The sequence below is a fragment of the Tardiphaga sp. 841_E9_N1_2 genome (genome assembly GCF_051811065.1).
GTDB classification, from domain to species: Bacteria; Pseudomonadota; Alphaproteobacteria; order Rhizobiales; family Xanthobacteraceae; genus Tardiphaga; species Tardiphaga robiniae.
The window spans coordinates 2,356,074-2,378,854 of the sequence record NZ_JBPWQC010000001.1; the positions used below are offsets into that span (position 1 = coordinate 2,356,074).

General features: G+C 62.1%; 19 protein-coding genes. 5 read left to right on the top strand and 14 right to left on the bottom strand.

The genetic code is table 11. From position 1 onward, the window contains the following. Positions 1 to 51: 51 nt before the first annotated feature. The 8 genes from AB8A50_RS11525 to purC form a co-directional block, all read right to left on the bottom strand. Positions 52 to 1,980 (bottom strand): DUF1217 domain-containing protein, encoded by a 1,929-nt coding sequence (locus AB8A50_RS11525; protein ID WP_439077720.1) that lies wholly within the window; start codon positions 1,978 to 1,980, stop codon positions 52 to 54. Between the two features lie 266 nt (positions 1,981 to 2,246). Continuing rightward, entirely contained in the window at positions 2,247 to 3,791 is a 1,545-nt protein-coding gene (locus tag AB8A50_RS11530; protein ID WP_439077721.1) for a L,D-transpeptidase, read from the bottom strand. 224 nt (positions 3,792 to 4,015) lie between these two features. After that, positions 4,016 to 5,470, bottom strand: coding sequence for a GntP family permease (locus tag AB8A50_RS11535; protein WP_439077722.1), 1,455 nt, complete (start codon positions 5,468 to 5,470; stop codon positions 4,016 to 4,018). A 4-nt stretch (positions 5,471 to 5,474) separates the two neighbouring features. After that, a complete protein-coding gene (locus tag AB8A50_RS11540; RefSeq protein WP_439079964.1) occupies positions 5,475 to 6,494 on the bottom strand; it encodes a patatin-like phospholipase family protein in 1,020 nt (339 codons plus the stop codon). Positions 6,495 to 6,841: 347 nt separating this feature from the next. After that, a complete protein-coding gene (locus AB8A50_RS11545; RefSeq protein WP_439079965.1) occupies positions 6,842 to 7,801 on the bottom strand; it encodes a tripartite tricarboxylate transporter substrate-binding protein in 960 nt (319 codons plus the stop codon). A gap of 8 nt (positions 7,802 to 7,809) precedes the next feature. Then, positions 7,810 to 8,511: a phosphoribosylformylglycinamidine synthase subunit PurQ gene (purQ, locus tag AB8A50_RS11550; protein WP_439077723.1), complete on the bottom strand. Its 702-nt coding sequence runs from the start codon at positions 8,509 to 8,511 to the stop codon at positions 7,810 to 7,812. Between the two features lie 14 nt (positions 8,512 to 8,525). Next, positions 8,526 to 8,765 (bottom strand): phosphoribosylformylglycinamidine synthase subunit PurS, encoded by a 240-nt coding sequence (purS, locus tag AB8A50_RS11555; RefSeq protein ID WP_089265033.1) that lies wholly within the window; start codon positions 8,763 to 8,765, stop codon positions 8,526 to 8,528. Between the two features lie 9 nt (positions 8,766 to 8,774). Then, positions 8,775 to 9,542, bottom strand: coding sequence for a phosphoribosylaminoimidazolesuccinocarboxamide synthase (gene purC, locus AB8A50_RS11560; RefSeq protein ID WP_170849540.1), 768 nt, complete (start codon positions 9,540 to 9,542; stop codon positions 8,775 to 8,777). 347 nt (positions 9,543 to 9,889) lie between these two features. On the opposite strand from purC, the gene AB8A50_RS11565 reads away from it, so the two are divergent. The 3 genes from AB8A50_RS11565 to AB8A50_RS11575 all read left to right on the top strand — a co-directional run bounded on the left by AB8A50_RS11565 (position 9,890) and on the right by AB8A50_RS11575 (position 13,959). Continuing rightward, a complete protein-coding gene (locus AB8A50_RS11565) occupies positions 9,890 to 10,213 on the top strand; it encodes a DUF1476 domain-containing protein (protein ID WP_439077724.1) in 324 nt (107 codons plus the stop codon). 504 nt (positions 10,214 to 10,717) lie between these two features. Then, positions 10,718 to 12,931, top strand: a complete 2,214-nt coding sequence (locus AB8A50_RS11570) for a TonB-dependent siderophore receptor (protein WP_439079966.1) — start codon at positions 10,718 to 10,720, stop codon at positions 12,929 to 12,931. 2 nt (positions 12,932 to 12,933) lie between these two features. After that, complete coding sequence (locus tag AB8A50_RS11575) at positions 12,934 to 13,959, top strand: extracellular solute-binding protein (protein ID WP_439077725.1); 1,026 nt, start codon at positions 12,934 to 12,936, stop codon at positions 13,957 to 13,959. Positions 13,960 to 14,152: 193 nt separating this feature from the next. Here the strand turns inward: AB8A50_RS11575 and AB8A50_RS11580 are convergent, their stop codons facing one another. Further along, positions 14,153 to 15,175, bottom strand: a complete 1,023-nt coding sequence (locus tag AB8A50_RS11580) for an LLM class flavin-dependent oxidoreductase (protein WP_439077726.1) — start codon at positions 15,173 to 15,175, stop codon at positions 14,153 to 14,155. A 273-nt stretch (positions 15,176 to 15,448) separates the two neighbouring features. Between AB8A50_RS11580 and AB8A50_RS11585 the strand changes: the two genes are divergently transcribed. Continuing rightward, positions 15,449 to 17,473 carry a phospholipase D-like domain-containing protein gene (locus AB8A50_RS11585; RefSeq protein WP_439077727.1) on the top strand — a complete coding sequence of 675 codons (2,025 nt, stop codon included), beginning with the start codon at positions 15,449 to 15,451 and terminating at the stop codon, positions 17,471 to 17,473. A gap of 33 nt (positions 17,474 to 17,506) precedes the next feature. On the opposite strand, the gene AB8A50_RS11590 is transcribed toward AB8A50_RS11585, so the two are convergent. Then, positions 17,507 to 18,571 carry an alpha/beta fold hydrolase gene (locus AB8A50_RS11590; protein WP_439077728.1) on the bottom strand — a complete coding sequence of 355 codons (1,065 nt, stop codon included), beginning with the start codon at positions 18,569 to 18,571 and terminating at the stop codon, positions 17,507 to 17,509. A gap of 120 nt (positions 18,572 to 18,691) precedes the next feature. Here AB8A50_RS11590 and AB8A50_RS11595 point away from each other — a divergent pair, with 120 nt between their 5' ends. Next, on the top strand, positions 18,692 to 19,456 hold the full coding sequence (locus AB8A50_RS11595; RefSeq protein WP_439077729.1) for a hypothetical protein: 765 nt from the start codon (positions 18,692 to 18,694) through the stop codon (positions 19,454 to 19,456). Between the two features lie 171 nt (positions 19,457 to 19,627). Here AB8A50_RS11595 and AB8A50_RS11600 read toward each other — a convergent pair whose 3' ends face one another. From AB8A50_RS11600 to AB8A50_RS11615, 4 genes are all read right to left on the bottom strand, one after another. Further along, the gene (locus tag AB8A50_RS11600) at positions 19,628 to 20,506 is read right to left on the bottom strand and encodes an effector binding domain-containing protein (protein ID WP_439077730.1); all 879 of its coding nucleotides are present in this window, start codon (positions 20,504 to 20,506) and stop codon (positions 19,628 to 19,630) included. A 105-nt stretch (positions 20,507 to 20,611) separates the two neighbouring features. Next, the gene (locus AB8A50_RS11605; protein WP_439077731.1) at positions 20,612 to 20,905 is read right to left on the bottom strand and encodes a hypothetical protein; all 294 of its coding nucleotides are present in this window, start codon (positions 20,903 to 20,905) and stop codon (positions 20,612 to 20,614) included. Between the two features lie 441 nt (positions 20,906 to 21,346). Further along, a complete protein-coding gene (gene cynS / locus AB8A50_RS11610; protein WP_092146678.1) occupies positions 21,347 to 21,835 on the bottom strand; it encodes a cyanase in 489 nt (162 codons plus the stop codon). A 39-nt stretch (positions 21,836 to 21,874) separates the two neighbouring features. Continuing rightward, positions 21,875 to 22,777 (bottom strand): ABC transporter ATP-binding protein, encoded by a 903-nt coding sequence (locus AB8A50_RS11615; RefSeq protein ID WP_439077732.1) that lies wholly within the window; start codon positions 22,775 to 22,777, stop codon positions 21,875 to 21,877. Positions 22,778 to 22,781: the final 4 nt, after the last annotated feature.

Sequence of the window (22,781 nt, forward strand, 5' to 3'; positions counted from 1 at the left end):
CCAGAGGAGCGCTGGCTGATGGCACCGCGCGCGTCGATGCGATCAGGCTGCTCAGCGTCCCGAGCGCGTAATGGCCTGGAACGTGGATTCACCGATCTCAGCACCGGAGCCCTGCAGGAGAGAAAGCGCTGGTGACGTCTCCGTGGTGCCGTTCTTCAGGTCATACATCGCAGAGAAGCGGCCGAGCAGCTTTGTCAGCTTGGCCGGATCCTTGAGATCGCTCAGTTTGAGATACTTCTCCACCACCTTGGCCTGCTGGTCGACATCCATGGCGCCCACCGAGTCCGGCAGGTTGAACGTGGTCCGGAACACTTCACCCAGCGCCTTGTCGGCCAGGAGGTCGTAGACTGACGTGATGCTCGGCGCCTTGCGCTGGAAATAGAGCGCCAGACGCACACCCGGATTGACCTCGCCTTGTTGGGTTTCCAGGTTCTGCTGCAGATAATTGTTTTGCGTCTTCAGGAGCTGATCGCGTGTCTGCGGGCCGACCGGAGCCAGGCGTGCGATGTTGCCGTTCTTGTCGAAATTGAACGACGCCGCGATTTCCGCAAAGCGGGGATCGCTTTGCTTGCTGGCGAAACTGCGTGGATTCGACAGGTCGGAATTGAAGATCTGCTTGAGAAAATCGGTGCTGACCTTCTCGGGTTGCAGGCCTTTTGAGGTCAGGACGATATCGATCATCTTCCGATTGGCGAGCAGATCGGACACGCTCTCGATGTCCGGGATCGTGTTCTGGTAATAGACCGCATCCTTCTCGGCCTTGGCGCGGAGTCCGGCCAGCTCGGTCTCACCAGCAAATCGCGTTTGCGCGATGATGTAGTCCTTCGCGATCTGCCTCACATTGGTGGTGTCCTGGGCCACCAGCGACGTCGTCAGATTGCCCTTGCTGTCGAAATTGAACGCGCGCGCGAGCGCGATATAGCGATCGTCCTTGGTCATATTGGCGTAACTCTTGGGATCGGTCGGATCGCTCTTGAGAACCGCCTTGATGGTGGCTTGCGAGACTTTGTCGGGGTCGAGCCCGACTGCCTTCAGTGCATAGTTATACAAGTTCGGCGTTTTCACGAACACGTCGACCGACCGCACATTCGCAACATTCGCGCGGAACAGCCTGGCCATCAGAGCCGAATTCTCATCATCTGCCGCAAGATAGGCCGCGCCCTGACTGTTGACGAAAAACGCATTCGTACTGTCACGATCGGCCGGGGTCTGCGCGTCGACACCGGCCGGCAGCGTCCCGTCAGGCGAGAACTCGAAGGCTCGGGCGATATCGAGATAACGCCCGATCATGGTGAGTCCATCATTGGCGCTGATGATATCGCCGCTGTTTTTCAGAACCCGACGCTGCTCCATCACGATCTTTGACCTGAGATCGTTGAGATTGGCGCCGGGCTGCGCCAGTTGCGTCATGTAGTCCGCTATCTTCAGATTGGCGTCGGCGATCTCGGTATTGGCCTTGGTGACCTTGTCATTGAGGACAGTGACCTGCGGCACCCAGACAGTGTTCACATAGCTGTTTGGGTCCGCCACGTCGCTGCTCAGGACTTGCCGGATCGTGTCACGTGACCATTGCGAGTCACTGATCCCGAAGGCCGAAAACACATAAGTGCGCAGGCGGTCGTCATTCAGCAATTCGTCGGCGCTGCGAATGCTGCCGATCTTGCTGTTGTAATAGCCGGTCTGGTCGTCGATCGCGTCGACCTGTTTTTTCACCGCGGCCGAATACAGGCCGACCATCTCGTCGGTCTGACTGGCCGATTGTGCAACATAGGTCCCGGCGCCATTGAAGGAAAACGCCGCGGCAAATTCGCGGTAGCGCTTGTCGTTCAGCCGGTTGGCGAAGCTGTTGGCATCGGACAGATTGCTCTCGAGCACCTTGCGCATGAAGGCCTTGGCATAGGCCATATCTTCCAGCCCATAGGCCTTCGTCGCATACTGATAGAGACGATAGTCTTTCATCAGATCGTCGACGGTCTTCACCTTGCCGATATTATCCCGGTAATAAGCGGCTTCGCGCTCACGCCCGCCTGCTGGGAGATCATGGTCAGGGACTGCCTGACATTGCGCTGGACGGACGTGTAGCCGAGATATGTCGACACCATGGAAACACCTATCGCTGGTTTACACCACGATACCGCCCCTGGGTTGTCTGAAGCTGGCCGGCTTCGCCCTCGTTCGTAGCCGGACCGGACGCAAACGCTCGCGGACTGACTGTCAGCGCAAGGAGGTCCGCGCCCTGGCGCGAGCTACCACCAGCCGGTTTGCGGCTGGCGCTGATACGGCGCGACCCTGCGGCGAGCCTGCACGGGCGCGGGGTCCGCATTCCAGCGCTGGAAGAACGAGCCAAAGCCATCGCCATCCGCATCGTCGCTGCTCGCCATGAGATCGGCAGGTGGCGTCGGCTTGCGCGTAATGAAACCACCCTGGGGCTGATTACTCAGCACTGCGACGAATTCGGTGCGATAGTTGGTCTCGGTGCTGAGCGGCTCGTCGGAAATCACGATCGACGAGCGTGGCAATGCGGTCGCTCCGATCCGGTCGAGCACTTCCTGCGGAATGGTGATGCGGTCGAGGGCGGCCTTCGCGCTATCGCCTTCGTCGATCGTGACGGCGCTCCAGCGCAGGCCTGCGTCGTTCCGGGCCATTGCCGTAAACACATGCGTGCCGATCGGCCTGCCGGGGTCGCGGATGGTGATGGGAACTTCGATGCTTGAATCGAATACTTCGCCGCCGCCGTCCGGCGCCGGCTTGTGCGTGTTGCGCCGGACGTAAAGCATCTGCGTCTCGCGGCTGATATAGATCGAGACCGGCTCGAGCGCGAGTTTCGCATCGCTCGCTGCCTTGGCGGTGGCGACCTTTTTGGTCTCGGCCGCCTTGGCGGCGTCCTTCGCGGCGGCCGCGGCATCGAGCTTCGACGCCGTATCGGCCTTTGCGGTTTCGAATTGCGCGCCGAGTTCCGCGGCTCTGGCAGCAGCCTTCTGCTTCGCGTCCTCAGCCCGCGCCTTGGCCTCATCGGTCTTTGCCGCAACGACGGCCTTGTCGGCGGATACGAGCTCGACATCCGCGCGCGCCTTCAGCGATTGCAGCTTGCGCAGGGCTGCCGGCAGCGGCTTCGTCTCGCGCGCCGAGGTCGCTGCGAGTTTCTTCGTCGCGTCCGCGGCAGCAGCGGCCTCCGCAGCCTCGCGGGCGAGCACCTCGACACGGCCCGGAGCAGCGGCGATGGCTTCCGCTTTCGGCATCAGAAGCGCCGGATGGGAGAACTCGACGGGCGCCGCGTCATTCGGCGAGATGATCACCCGCATCCCGATCCGCGTCTTGTCGAACAACCTGTCCGCGAAGCCGTAGGGCATCCGCACGCAGCCATGCGACGCGGCATAGCCGGGCAGCGGCCCGCCATGCAGTGCGACGCCGTTCCATGTGATCCGCTGCATGTTCGGCATGGCAGCATCGTCATACATGTTGGAGCGATGGTCCTTGTTCTTCTCGAGAACGGCAAAGACGCCTGCCGGCGTCTCGCGGCCGGACACCCCGGTCGAGACCGGTGCGCGCGTGATCCATCCATCGGCGTCGTAGAATGTGACCTGCTGGCTCTTGATCGACACGATCGCCATCATCGGCTCGCCTGCTTCGCGCGGGGCGGTCGCCTCGACGACGCGGGCGGGACGCGCCTGCTTTGCGGCGGCTCCGGCCGCCGGAGCGACCACCGCAACCATTGCTGCCAACACCACGACGGGAGATATCCAGTGCCGCATCCCGACGTTGGGTTGCGCCGTCGCCAATCGATTTGCCATTCAGTGCCCCGGTCAAATGCCTTCCGATCGCGAATCGTACAGGCGTTTGATTGCGATTGTATCAATTCGCCGCCGCTTCGCTTGCCCGATGTCTCGTTGACGCGGCGAGCGCGGCGAAAGTTCATTCGTAGCCGAGAAACGGCGCCGGACAAAGGTGGCTCACTGCCACACCCGGCACGTGGTCGACTACGAAATCTGGACAAAACGGCGGTTGGGGCCGGAGTTCAAAATGAGCCCAGTGCGGAGCCCATGGCAATCACGGCGGCAAGAGCGACAACCGAGCTCACGATGCCGACCATCACAATGTCGAAATAACTTTGGCGATGCGTCAGGCCGCAGATCGCGAGCAGGCTGACGACCGCACCATTGTGAGGGAGAATATCCAGGGTGCCGGAGCCGATCACAGCTACGCGGTGCAGCAACCCGGGATCGATCCCTTCCCGCGTGGCAACGTCCATATAGGTCTGACCAAGTGCATCAAGCGCGATCGTCAGTCCGCCGGATGCCGAACCTGTCAACGCGGCGAGCAGGTTCGTGGAAACGGCCAACGACACCAGCGGCCCACCCTTAATGCCCAGCGCCCAGTCCCGCACCATGTCAAATGCAGGCAGCGCTGCGATGACAGCGCCAAAGCCCACGAGGCTCGCGACAGTCAGCGCTGGCAGTACGGACGCGTTGGCCCCGGCATCCATCGTCTGTCGCAGTGCAGGCAGTCGCCTCCAGTTGCAGATGACGACTGTCGCGGTCGCGCCTGCGAGCGCGACGACAACGGACCACACGCCGGCAACGGCAGGTAGAGACGTGCTGCCCCAGCGCTGCTCGGCCAGGAAGGAGACATCAAGCCGGGGCAGAACAACGAGCGACATCGCGAGATTGACGACGACAACGACAACCAGGGGAAGAACGGCATTGACGACAGGCACTTCCGCTTCGCTGCGATGCCCGTGGGATATTTCGGCCGGATCGAATTCGCGCGCCGTCGTAGCACGCCCGCGCAAGCGCTCGTCATCGGCAGCGGCGTTGGTCGCGATCGACAATTCTTCGCCATAACCTTCATTCGCTTGTCGTGCCGCCTTCTCGGCGCGAAGCAACCACCACAGTCCAATACCCAGCATGATCAATGACGCGATCATGCCGAGGCCCGGCGCCGCGAAGGGCGTGGTGCCAAAGAACGGCATGGGTATCGCATTCTGAATCGATGGTGTGCCCGGCAAGGCCGACATGGTGAACGTCGATGTTCCGAGAATGACCGTCGCTGGCACGAGGCGGCGCGGAATCCCCGCCGCGCGAAACAGCGACTGGGCCATCGGAACGATCACAAAAAATGCGACGAAAAGGCTGACGCCGCCATAGGTGACCAGTGCCCCCGAGAGCACAACGGCGAGGATGACCCGGCGCTCGCCAAGGCGGCGGGTGATGAAGTTCGCGACCGCAGTGACCGCGCCGCTGTCGTCCATCAGTTTCCCGAATACGGCGCCGAGCAGAAAGATGGGAAAGAACTGAGCGAGAAACTGGGCTGCGCTGCCCATGAAGATCTGCGTCCAATTGGCAAGCAATGGCTCTCTGCCAAAAGCCGACGCAACCAGTGCGGAGAGCGGAGCAAGCAGCAGAACACTCCACCCCCGGAAAGCCAGCCAGATGAGAAGACCAAGCCCGACGAGAATGCCGAGAAGCCCCATGACGTCAGCACTCCGCCAACAGGATGTCGAGATCGGCCGTCGAACGCTCGCCAAGATCGGCGCCATGCGCGTCGAGAAAGTCACCGGCCGCTTGCCGCCCCTCGTCGCGCAGCTTGGATAGGAAGGCCCATTCGGCGTTGAGCTTGGATGACGCAGCGAAAGTCGCGAGCAGATCGCTCTTGATCCGGTGCGTCTTCATTTGAGCCCAGCGGGCGCCCTCCCCGGTGCCGGGATCCGCCACCTGACGAAGCAGCGCAATCATCCGCAGCTCCTTTGCCAGCGGCGAGTTGAATGAAATTTCATTGAGACGATTGAGAATGTCCGCAGCCGTGCGCGGCTCCTCCAGTCGCTCGGTCGGATTGATCTGCACGACGATGGTGTCCTGCGCGTCTGTCTCCCGAACAAGCGGCGTGATCGTGGGGTTGCCTGCATAGCCCCCATCCCAATAGGCTTCGCCTTCAATCTCGATCGCGCGGAACATCGTTGGCAGGCATGCCGACGCAAGCAACACATCCGCGGTGATCTCGGCGTTACGGAAAATTCGCCCGCGACCTGTCCGTACCCGCGTGGCCGTTACGAAGAGTTTGATCGGTGCACCGGCGAGACGCTCGAAATCGATGCTCTCGGCCAGTATTTCGCGCAACGGATTGTAACCGAGCGGATTGAGATCATAAGGCGACAGGACTCGCGACATCAGATCGGTGAAGAGATAGGCCGGAGAAGTGTCGAGCGACCAGCGTCCCATGAGGCGGTCGAGGGGGGAGCGTTGAAACGGACTGAAGGCCGCGGCACGCGAGACGCGCCGCCAATATTTGTCCAGAGCCTCGCGTGCTCCGTCGACACCGCCGGCAGTCCAACCGTCCGCCAGAACGGCAGCGTTCATCGCTCCTGCCGATGTTCCGGATATGCCGGCAATTTGTAGCCACGGCTCCTCAACCAGCCGATCGAGGACCCCCCACGTGAATGCGCCATGCGAGCCTCCGCCCTGGAGCGCCAAATCCACGAGTACCTGCCTTCGGTTCATCATGCAGCTTCTCCAACTGCCGAGAGACACGCTGGTAGCCAACCGTCGAGCACTTCAGAAACCACGCGCCGAATAGGCGTGGCCATCATAGACTTGGAAAGTCCGCTTCAGGTCGCTTTCGACCGAGCCCTGCGACCTCTGCGTGCTATTTGATGCCCACCTCGCGCCAAAAGCAACCTGCGGGGGCCTGGCCAGAAACATCGTGCTGGACCCGACAATCGCACGCGGCGACCTGCAGAAGGACCTCGGCAGAGGCAAATACCAGGCCGACGCTCCGTGAATGAGGCAATGGGCGGCGCTGAAAATTTGAGCCGTACCGAGATGGCACAGCTTCGAGCAAAGGATGATTACGGCGTCAGGAGCTTGTTGTACTTCGCCACATCGCGCGTCACCAGCTGCTGCAGCACCTCCGGTGCATGCTCATTGGCGTCGGGCGCCACGGTCGACAGATCCTGGAAACGCTTTTTCACCAGGTCGCTTTCAACCGACGAGCGAGCAGCAGCGTTCAGCTTGGCGATGATCTCTGGCGGTGTCCCCTTCGGCGCGAACAGGCCATTCCAGCCCTGCGCCTCGAAGTCGGGCAGCCCTGCTTCTGCCGAGGTCGGCAGCTCGGGCAGCGTCGCCAGCCGCACGGTCGAGCCGACCACGATGCCCTTCACGAGCTTGTCGTCGATGGCCTGCGAGACAGAGGCTGCGGAATCGCAAATGCCGTCGATCTGCCCGCCGATGGCATCGGTGAGCGCGGGCGCCGCGCCGCGATAGCCGACCAGCGTGACGTCGATGCCGGCGGCCTGCACGAAGCTCTTGCAGATCAGGTAATTCGAGGAACCGATCCCGGCATGGCCGAGATTGACCTTGCCCGGATTGGCTTTGGCATAGGCGATGAAGCCCTTGAGATCACTCGCCGGGAAATCCTTGCGCAGCGCCACGACGCCGAAGGTCTTGGCCACCATGCCGATAGAGGCAAAGGAGTCCGGCGTGAAGGACAGTTTCGGATAGATCGTGTAGGTCGCCGCACTGGTGCCGGCATTGCCGATGGCGATGGTGTAGCCATCGGGCGCAGACCGCGCGGCACGGGCCAGCGCCGTGGAGCCGCCGGCGCCGACGACGTTCTCGATGATGATGGTCTGGCCCAGCGTCGCCGCCATCTGCTCGGCCACCGCACGCGCGATGACGTCCGACGTACCGCCGGCCGCGAAAGGCACGATCATGGTGATGGGGCGTTTGGGATAATCATCGGCGGATGCCGACACGCTCGTAGCCAGCACGAGCGCAAGCGTTGCGGCGAGCTTCGACAGCCGCGCCACAGCGGCGATCACGCAGCGCGCTCCAGATGCTCGACAAGACCAGCAAACAGGCCGCGGCCGTCGGTGCAGCCCATGATGTCTTCGACGTGATTTTCCGGATGCGGCATCATGCCGAGCACGTTGCCCTTCTCGCTGACGATGCCGGCAATCGACGCAGCAGCGCCGTTGATGTTGTGCAGATCGCCAACTTCACCTGTCGGCGAACAATAACGATAGAGCACGCGGCCATCGCCTTCGAGGCGCTTCAGCGTTTCGGCATCGGCGGTGTAGTTACCCTCGCCGTGGGCGATCGGCACGCGGATCACCTGACCGGCATTGTAACCGCGGGTGAACGGGGTGTCGGACCGTTCGACGCGCAGATGCACGTCGTGGCAGAGGAATTTCAGCTTGGCATTGCGCATCAGGATGCCCGGCAAGAGGCCCGACTCGCACAGTATCTGGAAGCCGTTGCAGACGCCCATCACCAGGCCGCCATCGGCCGCAAACTTCCGGACGGCGTCCATCACCGGCGAGCGTGCCGCGATGGCGCCGCAGCGCAGATAGTCACCGTACGAGAAGCCGCCTGGGACGACGACGAGATCGGTGCCCTTGGGCAGCGTGGTCTCGGCGTGCCAGACCATCGTGGACTCCTGCCCCGATGCCAGCTTGAGCGCCCGCGCCATGTCGCGTTCGCGGTTGATTCCGGGGAAGACGAGAACGGCGGATTTCATAGCGATAACCTGGCTCAGAGCACTTCGACGCGATAGTTTTCGATCACCGTATTCGCCAGCAGCTTGTCGGCCGCGGCTTTCAGCGCCTCTTCGGCTTTCGCCTTGTCGGCGCCGTTCAGTTCGATGTCGAACACTTTGCCCTGCCGCACAGAGGCAATGCCATCGACGCCGAGCGATTTCAGCGCGCCTTCGATGGCCTTGCCCTGCGGGTCAAGGATGCCGTTCTTCAGGGTAACAGTTACGCGGGCTTTCACGTGATATCCTCAGCTCTTGACCAGTACCGGGCCGGTGCCCATCGGGCGTTCGTTTTCGGAGAGAATGCCGAGACGCTTGGCGACCTCGGTATAGGCCTCCAGCACGCCGCCCAAATCGCGGCGGAAACGATCCTTGTCCAGCTTCTCGTTCGACTTGATATCCCACAGCCGGCATGAGTCGGGCGAGATCTCGTCGGCGACGATGATGCGCATCATGTCGTTTTCGAACAGGCGGCCGCATTCCATCTTGAAATCGACGAGGCGGATGCCGATGCCCAGGAAGAGACCGGTGAGGAAGTCGTTGACGCGGATGGCGAGCGCCATGATGTCATCGATTTCCTGCGGAGTGGCCCAGCCGAACGCCGTGATGTGCTCTTCCGACACCATCGGGTCGTTGAGCTGGTCGTTCTTGTAATAAAACTCGATGATCGAGCGGGGCAGCTGGGTGCCCTCCTCGATGCCGAGGCGCTGCGACAGCGAACCCGCCGCCACGTTACGGACCACCACTTCCAGCGGCACGATCTCGACTTCGCGAATCAGCTGCTCGCGCATGTTGAGTCGGCGGATGAAATGGGTCGGCACGCCGATGTCGTTCAGATGCTGGAAAAGGTATTCCGAAATCCGGTTATTGAGGACGCCTTTGCCCTCGATCACCTGGTGTTTCTTGGCATTGAACGCGGTCGCGTCGTCCTTGAAGTGCTGAATCAGGGTACCGGGCTCCGGGCCTTCATACAGGACCTTGCCCTTGCCTTCATAAATGCGACGTCGACGGCTCATGGGGATGTACCGGGTGTTGTTGAAATCCATGGATGTGGTGTGCTCCGAATAACGGGATCGACCCACGACGGAGCTGCCGTGAAGGCCAGGAACGGGAAGAAACAGAACGAGAACCGGGCCTGCAGGCAACCTACCCGATCGGCCCTGCCAGTACAATCGACCCGGCCCGCCCAGCGGGGGTTTACCCCAACCTCGCGCAAGCCTGGTCCGATAAGCCTCGCCCGATACCGTCTTGCCTGCGACCTTGCGGCCGATTGTTCCAACGGTATCTCGACCTTATTTAAGCTCCGAACCGGCGTTTACAACGTCGTCCTGACCGCCCAACAACCCCGACGGGAACTTTAACCATGTCATCATTCGACAAGCGCGGCGAAGCCTTCGAGAACAAGTATGCGCTCGACGAAAGCCAGAAGTTCAAGGCCGAGGCCCGCCGCAACAAGCTCTTGGGCCTGTGGGTCGCCGAGCAACTCGGCAAGTCCGGCGACGAGGCCGCCGCCTATGCCAAGGAAGTCGTCGCAGCCGATTTCGAGGAAGCCGGCGACGGCGACGTGGTGCGCAAGGTGCTCGCCGATCTCACCGCCAAGGGCATCTCGATCACCGAGCCGCAGCTACGCGTGAAGATGGATCAGCTGACCGCTGAGGCCGTCGCGCAGGTGAAGGCGGGTATCTGAGGTCAACAGCTTCGAGTTGCAGCGAGACATCTCGCTGCAACTCACGACGTTTCATAGAGAGCCGCGCATCGTATGATGGCGCGGCTCTTGTCTTTTGAAACGTTCCAGACTCGCAGAGCCTGACTCACGATTCCGAATTGCGATGTGCAAATTCTGAAACAGAGTCGCACAGCGTGCCGATGACGGCTCGCATGCGTGTGCTACAAATTGCTCAAAATGCACGTTGATTGTTCAATCGTGTCGCGGCTCACCTTGCGACTGCATCACCGAAGACACACAGGCTCGCCAATCTCGTCGCTTTAGAGCGATTCAACCTCCCATTCGAAGTTTTCATTCAAAGCTACTGCTAGATCGCCTGCGCATGTTTCTCAAACGCGAAGGCGACACAAAGTGACGACGGACAACCATTGCAATCTCGACGGCAACGCACGCAGCATCTTCAGGGTGCGCCGCGCGTATTGGTTGATCGGCGCGACGTTCCTGTTGGGTGATCTCTCCACCGATATGTCGGTCGCCAACGCACAATCGAGCACAGCACTGCCGCCGGTCACCGTCGAATCGCCGACACAGGCGCGCCGGCCCGCACGTGCTGCGAGCGCCACGCCGAGCCGGGCGCGAGCTGTCGCCGCCCGCCGCAATGCCACGCCGCCCCCCGCCCCGCCGACACCGACCGAGCGCGCGATCGCCGCTGCTGCCGCCAAATATGAACAGATCCTCGGCTATCGTGCGATGCCCGATGCGACAACCCTGCGCGGCGCGACGTCGCCGCTCAACACGTCGCAGGTCGTCAACGTCGTGCCGCAGCAGGTGATCAGCGATCAGCGTCCGCGCAATCTCGATGACGCGCTGGTCAACATCAGCGGCATCACCCAGACCAACACGCTGGCCGGCACCCAGGACGCCGTGATCCGTCGCGGTTTCGGCGACAACCGTGACGGCTCGATCATGCGCAACGGCATGCCCATCGTACAGGGCCGCTCCCTGAATGCTGCGGTCGAAAGCATCGAAGTCCTGAAAGGACCGGCATCACTGCTCTACGGCATCATGGATCCCGGCGGCATCGTCAACACCATCAGCAAGCGGCCGGAGCTGTACCAGCACGGCGAGGTGACGCTGGAAGGCGCGACCTATGGTTCGCGCAGCGGAGCCAATGCGACCGTCGATATCACCGGACCGCTCGGCAAGGATGGCCTCGCCTATCGTTTCGTCGGCTATGGCATCAACGAGGATTACTGGCGGAACTTCGGCACCCGCAAGGAGACGCTCTACGCGCCGTCGCTGGCCTGGTATGGCGACACGACCACGGTTCAGATCAACTACGAACATCGCGACTTTTATTCGCCGTTCGATCGCGGCACGGCCTTCAACAGCGTGACCAAGGCCCCGTTCGCCATTCCGGCGACACGCCGCATCGACGAACCCTATAACAGCATGTGGGGCACGTCGGATCTCATCCAGGCCTCGGTGGATCAAAAGATCAATGAGGATTGGAAGGTCTATGCCGGCTACAGCTACAACGTCGAAACCTATAACGCGGCCCAGCTACGCAATACCGTTGTCAATCCGACCACCGGCATCGCGACACGCAGCAATGACGGCACCTACGGCGCACTGACGTCCTCCAGCTTCGGCACCGCTTATATACAGGGCGGCTTCTGGATCGGCGGCATGCGCAACGAAGTGCTGTTCGGCGGCGATGCCCAGTATCGCGTGATCTACCGCAAGGATCTGGTCCGGCAGGGGGCTGCGAATTTCAACATCTTCAATCCGGTTTATGATCGGCAGTTGCCGGGCACCACCGTTGTCGCTACCGACAGCGACCAGACCGACAAGCTCAGCACGCAGTCCTTGTTCTTCCAGGACACGCTGCATCTGACCAATCGGGTCGCCGTGGTCGGCGGCGTGCGTTACATGACGTTCGACCAGCTGGCGGGGCGCGGGCGCAATCCGTTCATCGCGAATACGGATCTGTCCGGCAACAAGGCACTGCCGCTCGGCGGCGTGATCCTGAAGGTCACCGACGAAGTCTCGCTCTATGCCAGCTACACGGAATCGCTGAAGCCGAATTCGACCATCGCTCCCAACGGCGCGGTATTCGACTCGCAGACGAAGCCCGAGGAAGGCGTGTCGTGGGAGACCGGCATCAAGTTCGATATCAACAAGCGCCTGTCAGGCACGGTCGCGCTCTACGACATCGACAAAAAGAACGTGATGCTGTCGCAATACAATACGGTCACCACGACCAACGAGGCACGCACCGCGGCTGCAGCGCGCTCACGCGGTGTCGAAGTCGACGTTACCGGCAAGCTGACTGACAGCTGGAGCATGATCGCTAGCTATGCCTATACCGATGCGATCTTGACGCAGGACTCGCAATACACCGGAAGCCACCTGCAGAATGTCGCCCTGAACACCGGGTCGCTGTATCTCGTCTATGATTTCGGCACGATGCTGCCGGGTCGTCTGCGCGTCGGCGCCGGTGCACATTATGTCGGCGATCGTCCCGGCGATGCTGCAAACAGCTTCGTGCTGCCGTCCTACACGGTGGCCGACGCCTTTGCGACCTACGAAACGAAATACCAGACTCTGCCTGTGATCTATCAATTCAACATCAAGAACATCTTCGACAAGGTCTACTATCCGTCGGCAGTGAGCCTTCCCAACGTTGCCCTTGGCGATGCACGCCGATTCTCGTTGGCAGCGACGGTGAAGTTCTGAGGATGACCAAACCACGTCGCGCCACCGCAGGACTGATTGCGCTCGCAGCGACGTGGCTCTCCTTCGGCTTAACCACAAGCCGCGCCGAAGAGATCAATCTCTATTCGACGCGCGAACCGCAGCTCGTCGAACCGGTCATCGCATCCTTCACGGCGGCGACCGGGATCACGGTCAAGCTCACTTATATCGAGGACAATCTCGTCACGCGCATGAAGGCCGAGGGCAACGCCTCCCCCGCCGACGTGCTGATGACCATCGGTCTCGACAAGACCTCGCAATTCGCCGCGAATGATCTGTCGCAACCGACCACGTCTCCCCTGCTCGACAAGGCAATCCCGCCGCAACTGCGCGGCAAGGAGTGGATCAGCCTGTCGGTGCGCCCGCGCGTGGTGGTGGTGCGCAATGACTCACCACAAGGCGCGATCCGTTATGAGGATCTCGCCGATCCCCGCTTTCGCGGCCAGCTCTGCATCCGCTCGCCATTGCATCAGAACAATGTCGCACTGATATCGGCCTATCTCGTGCATCACGGCGCGGACGCCACCGAGGCCTGGCTGCGCGGCATCAAGGCCAATCTGGCGCATGCGCCTGAAGGCAAGGACAACGACGTCATCCGTCAGCTCGCGGAAGGCCGCTGCAGCATCGGCATCGCCAACACCGTGGCGCTGGCGCAATTGCGCGACGGTCGCGAGGGCGCGGACTGGACCGCCTGGGCGAATAAAGTGAAGACGGTGCCGACGACATTCGCGGGCGGCGGCACGCATGTAAATCTTACCGGCGCGGCGCTGGCGAAACACGCGCCGCATAAGGCGGCTGCGCTGAAGTTTCTGGAATTCCTGGTGACACCGGCCGCGCAGAAACTCTATGCCACTGCCGAACTGGAATATCCGGTCACATCAGATGCCGAGAGCGCGCCGCTGGTGGCGGCGATGGGAGCGTTTCCGAGCGATACACTTGATATCGATGCGATCGCTGCAAGTCAGAAGGCGGCGATCGCGCTGATCAAGAAGGTCGGGTTTGAGAAATAGGCGTGCCAGGCGCGCTCTTTTACCCTCCCCCTTGCGGGGAGGGTGGCCGGCCCAATTCTTTCTTATTGGGCCGGTCGGGTGGGGGTGCCACAAACTCCGCCCTAGTGTGGGCACCCCCACCCCGGCTCACTTCGTTCGCCGACCCTCCCCGCCTAGCGAAGCTTCGCTTCGCGCGGGGGGAGGGTAAGAAAGATCACCGCCAGCCCATGCCGGGCGCGACGTGTGTCAAGATCGCCTCGATCACATGCGCGTTGTAATCGACGCCCAACTGGTTCGGCACCGTCAGCAACAGCGTATCGGCCTCGGCGATCGCCTCGTCGCCCTTCAGCTGCTTGATCAGTGCATCCGGCTCCGCTGCAAAGCTGCGGCCGAAGATGGCGCGCTCAGTACCGTGGAGGTAGCCGACCTTGTCCTCGCCCTCGTTGCCCCGGCCGAAATAAGCGCGGTCGCGGTCGTCCACCAGCGCGAAGATGCTGCGGCTCACTGACACGCGCGGGTCGCGCGCGTGCCCTGCCGCCTTCCAGGCATCACGATAGAGCCGGATCTGTTCGGCCTGCTGCACATGAAACGGCTTGCCGCTTTCGTCGATCTTCAGCGTCGATGACTGCAGGTTCATGCCCTGCTTGGCCGCCCATTCCGCCGTCGCATTGGTGGAGGCGCCCCACCAGATGCGCTCGCGCAGGCCTTCGCTATGCGGCTCGAGCCGCAGCAGGCCCGGCGGGTTCGGAAACATCGGGTTGGGATTCGGCTGCGCAAAGCCCTTGCCTTGCAACACGTCGAGAAACACCTCGGTATGCCGCCGCGCCATGTCGGCGTCGGTCTGGCCCTCAGGGGGCGCGTAGCCGAAATAGCGATAGCCGTCGATCACCTGCTCCGGCGAACCTCTGGAGATGCCGAGCTGCAGCCGCCCGCCCGCGATGAGATCGGCGCTCCCGGCGTCCTCCGCCATATAGAGCGGGTTCTCGTAGCGCATGTCGATCACGGCGGTGCCGATCTCGATCTTCTTGGTGCGCGCGCCGACAGCGGCGAGCAGCGGAAACGGTGCGGCGAGCTGGCGCGCGAAATGATGCACCCGGAAATAGGCGCCGTCGGCCCCTAACTCCTCGGCGGCGACCGCGAGATCGATGGATTGCAGCAGCGCGTCGCCCGCCGAGCGCGTCTGCGACGAGGCCGACGGGGTCCAGTGGCCGAAGGAGAGAAAGCCGATGTTCTTCATGGGACGGATACTCAGGGTGGGTTTGCTGACCACCTATTTAGGCGTGAATGGCAGCAAGAAAAGGGAAACGATGGAAACGCATCGTTTCCGATGAGGCGATCATGTTCGTGGACTGCAGATCCGTGTCCACTTTCGCGCACCCTGGCACGACGTCACATAGCCCCTCGCCCGCACCCCTTAAGCGTGCATCCTGTCACAAATCTTCTATAGGTTGACCAAAATACGGCGTTGGGCGAGCATCAGCGCAACATCGAAAAACGGGGGGACAGGGCCATGCGCGTCACGACGTCTGCCGGAGCTTTCGAAGCGAGCGCGATCGCGGGCACGCGCGCCATCATGATCGCCCTCAATTGCGATGAGGCAGCGTGCAAGGGGCTGCTGGGATTTGCGTTCCAGCGCGCCAGGGGCGCCGGCAGACCGGAATTCCTGCGATCGCTGAAAGTGTTCGAAGCGGTCGAGCCGAACCCCGATACCGAGCACGGCGAGTATTTCACCGACAAATTTCCGATCCAGAGTTTCCTCTGGAGCGACTACACCGCGGAACCCGGCACGACCTATCACTTCGAGGTCATCCCCGTATTTGGCGACCCGACCGCGCCTGAACTGCGCGACGCCGAGAAGCTCGCCTTCACCGTCACGACGGAGAAGGAGGACGACGGTCAACACGGCATCTGGTTCAACCGCGGCGCCATCGCCAGCCAGGCCTATGCGCGCAAGTTCAAGAACCACAAGCCGACCGAAGCGGAGATGGACAATCCGAAGGACGAGCACACGGTCTGGCTCTCGCGCGGCCTGCTGGAGGCCTGCCTGGATTATATCGACACGACGAAGAAGAGCGAGGCGCTGCGCGCCTGCATCTACGAATTCACTTACGCGCCCATCATCGAGGCGTTCAAGGCGAAGATCGATGACGGCTTCGACGTCCGGCTTATCGTGCATGACGACAAGAAGGGCAAGAACCGCAAGGCGATGAAGGCCGCCGGCCTCGACGTCAAGGCAGAGCACAATGGCGAGCCGGTGGTGATCTGGCGCACGCGGCCGCCGATCCCGCACAACAAGTTCATCATCAAGCTCGACGGCGACGCGCCGCAGGAGGTGTGGACCGGCTCGACCAACATCACGCCGTCCGGCTTCCTCGGCCAGTCGAATGTCGGCCACCTCGTTCATGACAGCGACGTCGCCGAGCAATACCTGAAATACTGGACGATCCTGAGCGACAACCCGACCGGCAAGCCCGCGAAGGAAGGCGTCGCGGAGATCTCGCCCTACCCGCCCGCCCTCGTGAAGCCGGGATCGCAGACCTGCATCTTCTCGCCGCGCCAGACGGCGTCGATGCTGAATTGGTATGCCGACCGGATGAGCGACGCCACGTCGTCGATCATGTTCACGGCCGCGTTCAACGTCGCCGCCGATTTCATCGAGCCGCTGGCGCGCGACCGCGACTTCCTGCGCTTCGTGCTCAAGGAGAAGCCGCCCACCGCCGACGAGCGCAAGGCGCTCAAGGGCGACCGCGACCTGCAGATTTCGTTCGGCGCCGTGCTGGGCGCCGAGTTCAAGGTGGTCGACGGCAAGCTGGTCGCCAAGCGCAAGGTGAAGGAGTTTCCGCTCGACCGCTGGTTTCTCAAGGAAGAGCTCACCCGCGACGAAGGCAATATCTTCTTCATCCACACGAAATATCTGCTGATCGATCCCCTGAGCGACGATCCCCTGATCTGCACCGGCTCGGCGAATTTCTCGGAAGGGTCGCTGACCACCAACGACGAAAACATGATCCTGATCCGCGGTTCGACCCGCGTGGCCGACATCTACATGACCGAGTTCGACCGGCTGTTCCGCCATTTCTATTTCCGCGATGTCGCCAATGACGTGGCCAGCAAGCGCAAGAAAGGCGAGAAGCCGGAAAAGGTGTTCCTCGATCCGGACGATCGATGGATGGAGAGCTATTTCAAGCCCGGCGGATTCAAGTCGCGGCGGCGCGAGATGTTCTTCTCGATCCCGGCGTCCAACTGGACCGTCAATGCCGCAACCCATAGCGATGACGAACCGGTGCGTCCGCCGAAAAAGAAGAAGGCAGCCAAGGCTGTAGCGAAGAAGGCGAAGACGAAGACAGCCAAGAAGAAAACAACGAAGAAGACGGCAAAGGCTGCGTCAGCCAAAAAAGCAAAAGCCAAGACAACCAAAATCAAGAAGGTCGCGAAGGCGAAGGTCAAAAAAGCAAAGACCAAGACGACCAAGGCGAAGAAAGCCAAGACCAAGAAGTCAAAGACCAAGAAATCAAAAGCCAAGTCGAAACGTTGAGCGGGGCACCACGCCGGGGCCCCGCGCCCGGCGCTAGCTCAGCACGCCCGTGCCGTCGCGGGGTGCGCCGCCGCGGGTGGCGGCGGCCTTGATGCCCCAGTCGGCCATGAATTTCGGCCGCGGTCTGTCTTGCAGCATGAGCGCGCCGCCGATCAGCGCGCGCGTCGGGATTGCGTCGCGGTCGATGGCGCCTTCGAGGGTCATGGCGAGGTCGCGCGCGAAGACGCGGTTGCCGATGTGCCAGGAATGGGTGAAGTCGCCAAAGAACGTGCTCTTCTTCGGATCGAGCGTGGCGAAATAGTCCCCGCAATTGACATTGGTCGCCTTGGCATGCGCATCCGCCGGCAGGCCGACGCGGCCCGCGCGCGGCGCCACGCCGAGCCGCTTGGCATTGGAGGCCGCCAGCACGCTGTCATAGGGGTTTGAATAGTTGGTCAGGCGCAGGATGCGCTTGAACATCGGCCCCGACCAGGAATCGTTCACCGACAGGCTCGACGACGCCACGTCGCCGGCGATGAAGGCGACCTGGCTGACGCGCCAGTTGCTCTTGAACAGCGCGCCGTCCTTCTCCGCCTGCACGAAGGCTTCCATGGCCACATAGGCGCCGGTGGAATGGCCGAGCAGATGCACATTGGTGACGCAGTCCTTCTCCTGCCCCTGCGCCAGCACGGTGATGCAATCGCTCACCAGTTTCACCGCCACTTCGGCGCCCTTGGAGCGATCCTGCCAATAGGCCAGCGTCTCGTTGTCGCTCGGCCAGTCGAAGCCGATGACGAGGCCCTTCCAGCCGTCGGCCTTGAGATCCTTCGCCAGCTGCCGCTGGCGCTTCATGATGATGTCGAGATCGTTGTTGTAGCCGTGGATGAAGACGAGGATGTCGCCGGCCACGCTGATCGAATTCTGGTTGGGATCGCCATCCGCAATGTCGCGCACCTCCTTCACCCATTTGGCGAGATCGGTCTTGCTCGATGTCGCCATCGCCGGCGTCGGGATCGCCACATTGGACGGCACCCGCAGATAGCGGATGGTGCCGACATTCTCATTGAAGGCCGCGCCCGAGATGCCGCGCGCGGTGATCAGATAATCGACACCTGCCATGAAATCCCCCTGCCGTTCCCGCCGGGTTTCCTCCGCATCGCGCCGCCCCCTCTTTGTGGGCCAGGCACGATCGACGTGTGCCAGCCTATCGCGCAATCACAGGTACAGCCAAGTGACCGGATGCGCGCCTCCCACGATATCGGGGACGACGGACGGCGATGCATCGGACACCGCACACCCGGCTTGCGCAATCCCACATATAGGTATATATTCTTCGACATGACACATCCTTTCTTCGGCCCCATCATCCGCCTGCGCGTCACGCCCGATGAGCCCGAGGCGCCGGACGCCTTTGTGGGCGGCCCGCGCGTGCGCGGCTCAAAGCGGCCGCATGGGGATGCCAAATGCGCGCAGGTGCGCCGCCTGATCGAGACGACGGTGCTGACCTATGGCGAGATCGCGAAGCAAACCGGCGTCGGCCGCGCCTCGATCTGCCGCTGGACCCGCGACGGCGGCTGGCAGCGCCCGCTGTTCGCGCCGCGCGCCACCGACACCGTGCCCTCCGCCCGCGCTTCGCAGAAACTCAAATTGCGAAAACTCGCCGAGCGGCTTCACGCGCTGGCCGAGCGCGCCGTACGCGAGCTGGAAGCGCAGCCCGATGTCGACATCGACCGTCTGATGCAGGCGCTGCAGCTGCTGAAGATGGCGCGGCTGGAAGCGATGGGCCGCCGGCGCCCGCGTCGCCACATCGACATGCCCGCGCGCACCGGCCGCGAGATGATGGAGCGCGACGCTGCGATCCGCACCGCGCTGAAGGAGATGCGCCGCGGCGGCGTCGATGTGACACAGATTCCGGACGACGCGATGGCGCTGCTGGAAGCCGCGCATACGCCGCCGGAACGGGATCACCCGGCGCTGCGGGCAAGAGGCAGCCGGCGATATTAGCGCGCCGCCATCCGTATGACGCCGTCATGCCTCCACACCCCACGTCATCCCCGGGCTTGACCCGGGGATCCATCTTTGCGCCGAGCGCAGAAAGCAACGTGGATGGCCGGGTCATCTAGCGAAGCTCGCTTCGCGCCGCCCGGCCATGACGACCGAGAAAACCTCGCCACCTCACACCTCCACCGGCAAATAGAAATCGATCACCGCGCCCTTCTTGGTCGGCGCGAACTCGCTGTCATAGCGCTCGAAGTCCGGCCGGTCGGCGACTGTGAGCCCGGAGGCCGGCACCAGTTCGCCCCAGATCATGGCCATCGCACGCTTGAGCTGCGGATGCACCGCCCCGCCATTCAGTGTGATGCGAAACACCGCATAGGTCGACGCTTCGATGCGCTTCGCCGCAAAGCCCGCAGGCAGCACCGCGCCCCCGTCCACGCCGACGCCGGCCATGTAATCGAAACTGCCTTCGGCGCGGTCGACATTCCAGACCACGCCATAGGTGGTCCAGCTCGGCGCCTGCCCTTTGAACGGCAATGCGCCCATCAGCTTCGACCACAGTTGCGGGATCTCGGCCTTGTTCGCCTCATCGAACCGCGCCGAAGGACCTGCGACGGTGAAGGCGTCCAGCACCACCGGGTCCGGCAAGCGGGTGACAGCGACGGCGACGTCATCGGGCATGGTCATCGGATATTGTCCTTCGATGGGAGTGACACTGAAGCCGCGCCGAAACCGCCCGGGCGCGACACCGAACATGCGGGAGAACGCGCGGGTGAACGCCTCCTGCGAGTCGAAGCCGCACTCGAATGCGAGATCGACAAGGCGCAGATCGGGATCGGCAACGAGCCGCTGCGCCGCGCGGACCAGCCTGCGCCCGCGCACATGCGCCATCACGCCCCGCCCCATCGCGGCCGAGAACAGCCGCGAGAAATGATAGGGCGAGAGACTGGCGCAGGCGGCGATCACATCGACGCTCAGGGGATTGTCGAGATGCTGTTCGATCCAGGCGAGGACGGCGACGAGATCGGGCGTGCGGGTTGGGCCAGACTGGTTCATGGGACCGATATGGCAGTTCAGACGGGTGCTGTCTTGATCGGTCTTGCTGTGATGCTAGCACTCCACCCAGCAGAGCTCGCAATTGCGCTCCTGACTACAAGCGGTTCAATCATTCGGTTGGCTACCGCTAATCTGGCGAAGCAACTGCTCCCAGCTTTGCGACAACGGAACTCCAACAGCAGGAGCAGTGGCCAAAAGAAGGTCAGCAGCAGCTCTCAAGCCCACCTTCGGAATTTCATTGATTGCCGCTTCCATAGCAGGGCGATGTTGCATTGGCGAGCGGAGCGCAAAGCCTTCTTTTTCTAGAACGGCTGACCACCCTTCGGCAACGATCGGAACGACGACCGGTTCGATAACGCGGCGGCAGAGACTAAGTGCCGCGTGGGAGACTAGCAACAAGTCCCGCTCAAAGCGCCTTCTTGGATTTCCACTTAGATCAGTTATATCCGCTAGGAACGCTGCCAACGCAACTGCAGTCGATGGCACGCCCAAGACGACTCCGCCTTCCGCAGCATCGAGCACGTCAGCTATGACACTAGCATCGCCCCAAGCTATCACACAGCCAGCTCTAATTCGGCTAGCCACGCAGAACGTACCAAGCTTGTCCTGTTGGAGCGTTGACCATCGAATCTTTTAAATGCTGCCCGACCTAAAGGCCCAGACACACTTTGAGACGAAGTCTGTGTATCGCGCAATCTTAATCTGTAGGTGCCCGTTTCACGTTAGCTGTTGTTAAGCTAATTGATGACTTACAACAATCTAGCTGCCGCCCGTTGCGACGCAGCAAATGAGTATTATGGCTGGGACAAGCCGGCCACAATACTCATCTATGACCGCACCCTACCCCTCCTTAAACCCATATTCCGGCACATTGCCCGTCGCGCCGTAATACTTGTACGGCAGGAACTTGCCGGACATCGTGATCTGCACGCGGTCGCCCTTGGGATTGGCGATGCGCTGCATCACCATGTCGAAATCGATCGCCGACATGATGCCGTCGCCGAATTCCTCCTCGATCAGCGCCTTCCAGGCCGGGCCGTTCACCATCACCATCTCGTAGAAGCGATAGATCAGCGGATCCTGCGGCGGCATCTGCACGTTTTCGGCGCGCATCGGGATCTCGTTGAGCATCGCAGTCTCGCTCTTCGAGAGGCCGAACAGCTCGCCGGCATTGGCCGCCTGCGGCTTGGTCAGCTTCATGTTGCCGAGAATGGCGCCGACGATCAGCACTTCGGAATAGCCGCCGATCTGCTCGCAGATATATTTCCAGGTCCATTCCTTCTCGCGCTTGATGTCGAGCAGCTTTTCGGTGAGGTCGGATCGCAGCATGATGGTTCTCCTTCGGTCGTGAGGCTTCGGTTGACGCGGCTAGCGCGTCGCGCTGTGAAGAGACGGCATCACCGATGTTTCAGTGAGTGGCGCCTCGGGGAATGCGGGCCGGACCACCGGCACATGGCGCGGATCGTGGTGCGGCGTGGTGGCGGTGAACGTCTTGCTGCGCGTCACCAGGAAATCGATGATGTGGTTGCGCAGCGCGTAATAATGCGGGTGCTTGTGCAGATCGATGCGCGAGCGATCCCGCGGCAGCGGGTTCTCGACGATCTCCGCCAGCACGGCGCCGGGGCCGTTGGTCATCAGGAAGATCTTGTCGGCGAGATACATCGCCTCGTCGACGTCATGGGTGATCATGAAGGTGGTCTGGCCGGTCTCCAGCGTGACGCGCCGCACCTCGTCCTGCAGCGTCCCCCGCGTCAGCGCGTCGAGCGCCGAAAACGGCTCGTCCATCAGCATGATCTTCGGCGTGATCGACAGCGCGCGCGCAATGCCGACGCGCTGCTTCATGCCGCCGGACAGTTCCGACGGCCGCTTGTGCTCCGAACCCGTGAGGCCGACCTTGTCGATATAGGTCTGCGCATGGGCGCGGACTTTCGCCTTGTCCCACTTGCGCCATTTCGACGACACGGCATAGGCGATGTTGCCCATGACCGTCAGCCACGGCAGCAGCGCGTGGCTCTGGAAGATCACCGCGCGGTCGAGGCTGGTGCCTGATATCGCCTGGCCATCGACGATGACGGTGCCCTCGGAGGGCTCGTCGAGCCCGGCAAGGATGTTCAGCACCGTGGTCTTGCCGCAGCCGGAATGGCCGATGATGCAGCCGAATTCGCCTGATGGCATCGACAGCCAGAGATCCTCGAAGATCGTGGTCGCGCCGCCGTTTGCCGCCGGATAGCGCTTGCCGATGCCTTCGATGGAAATGAATTTGGTGGTCATCGCA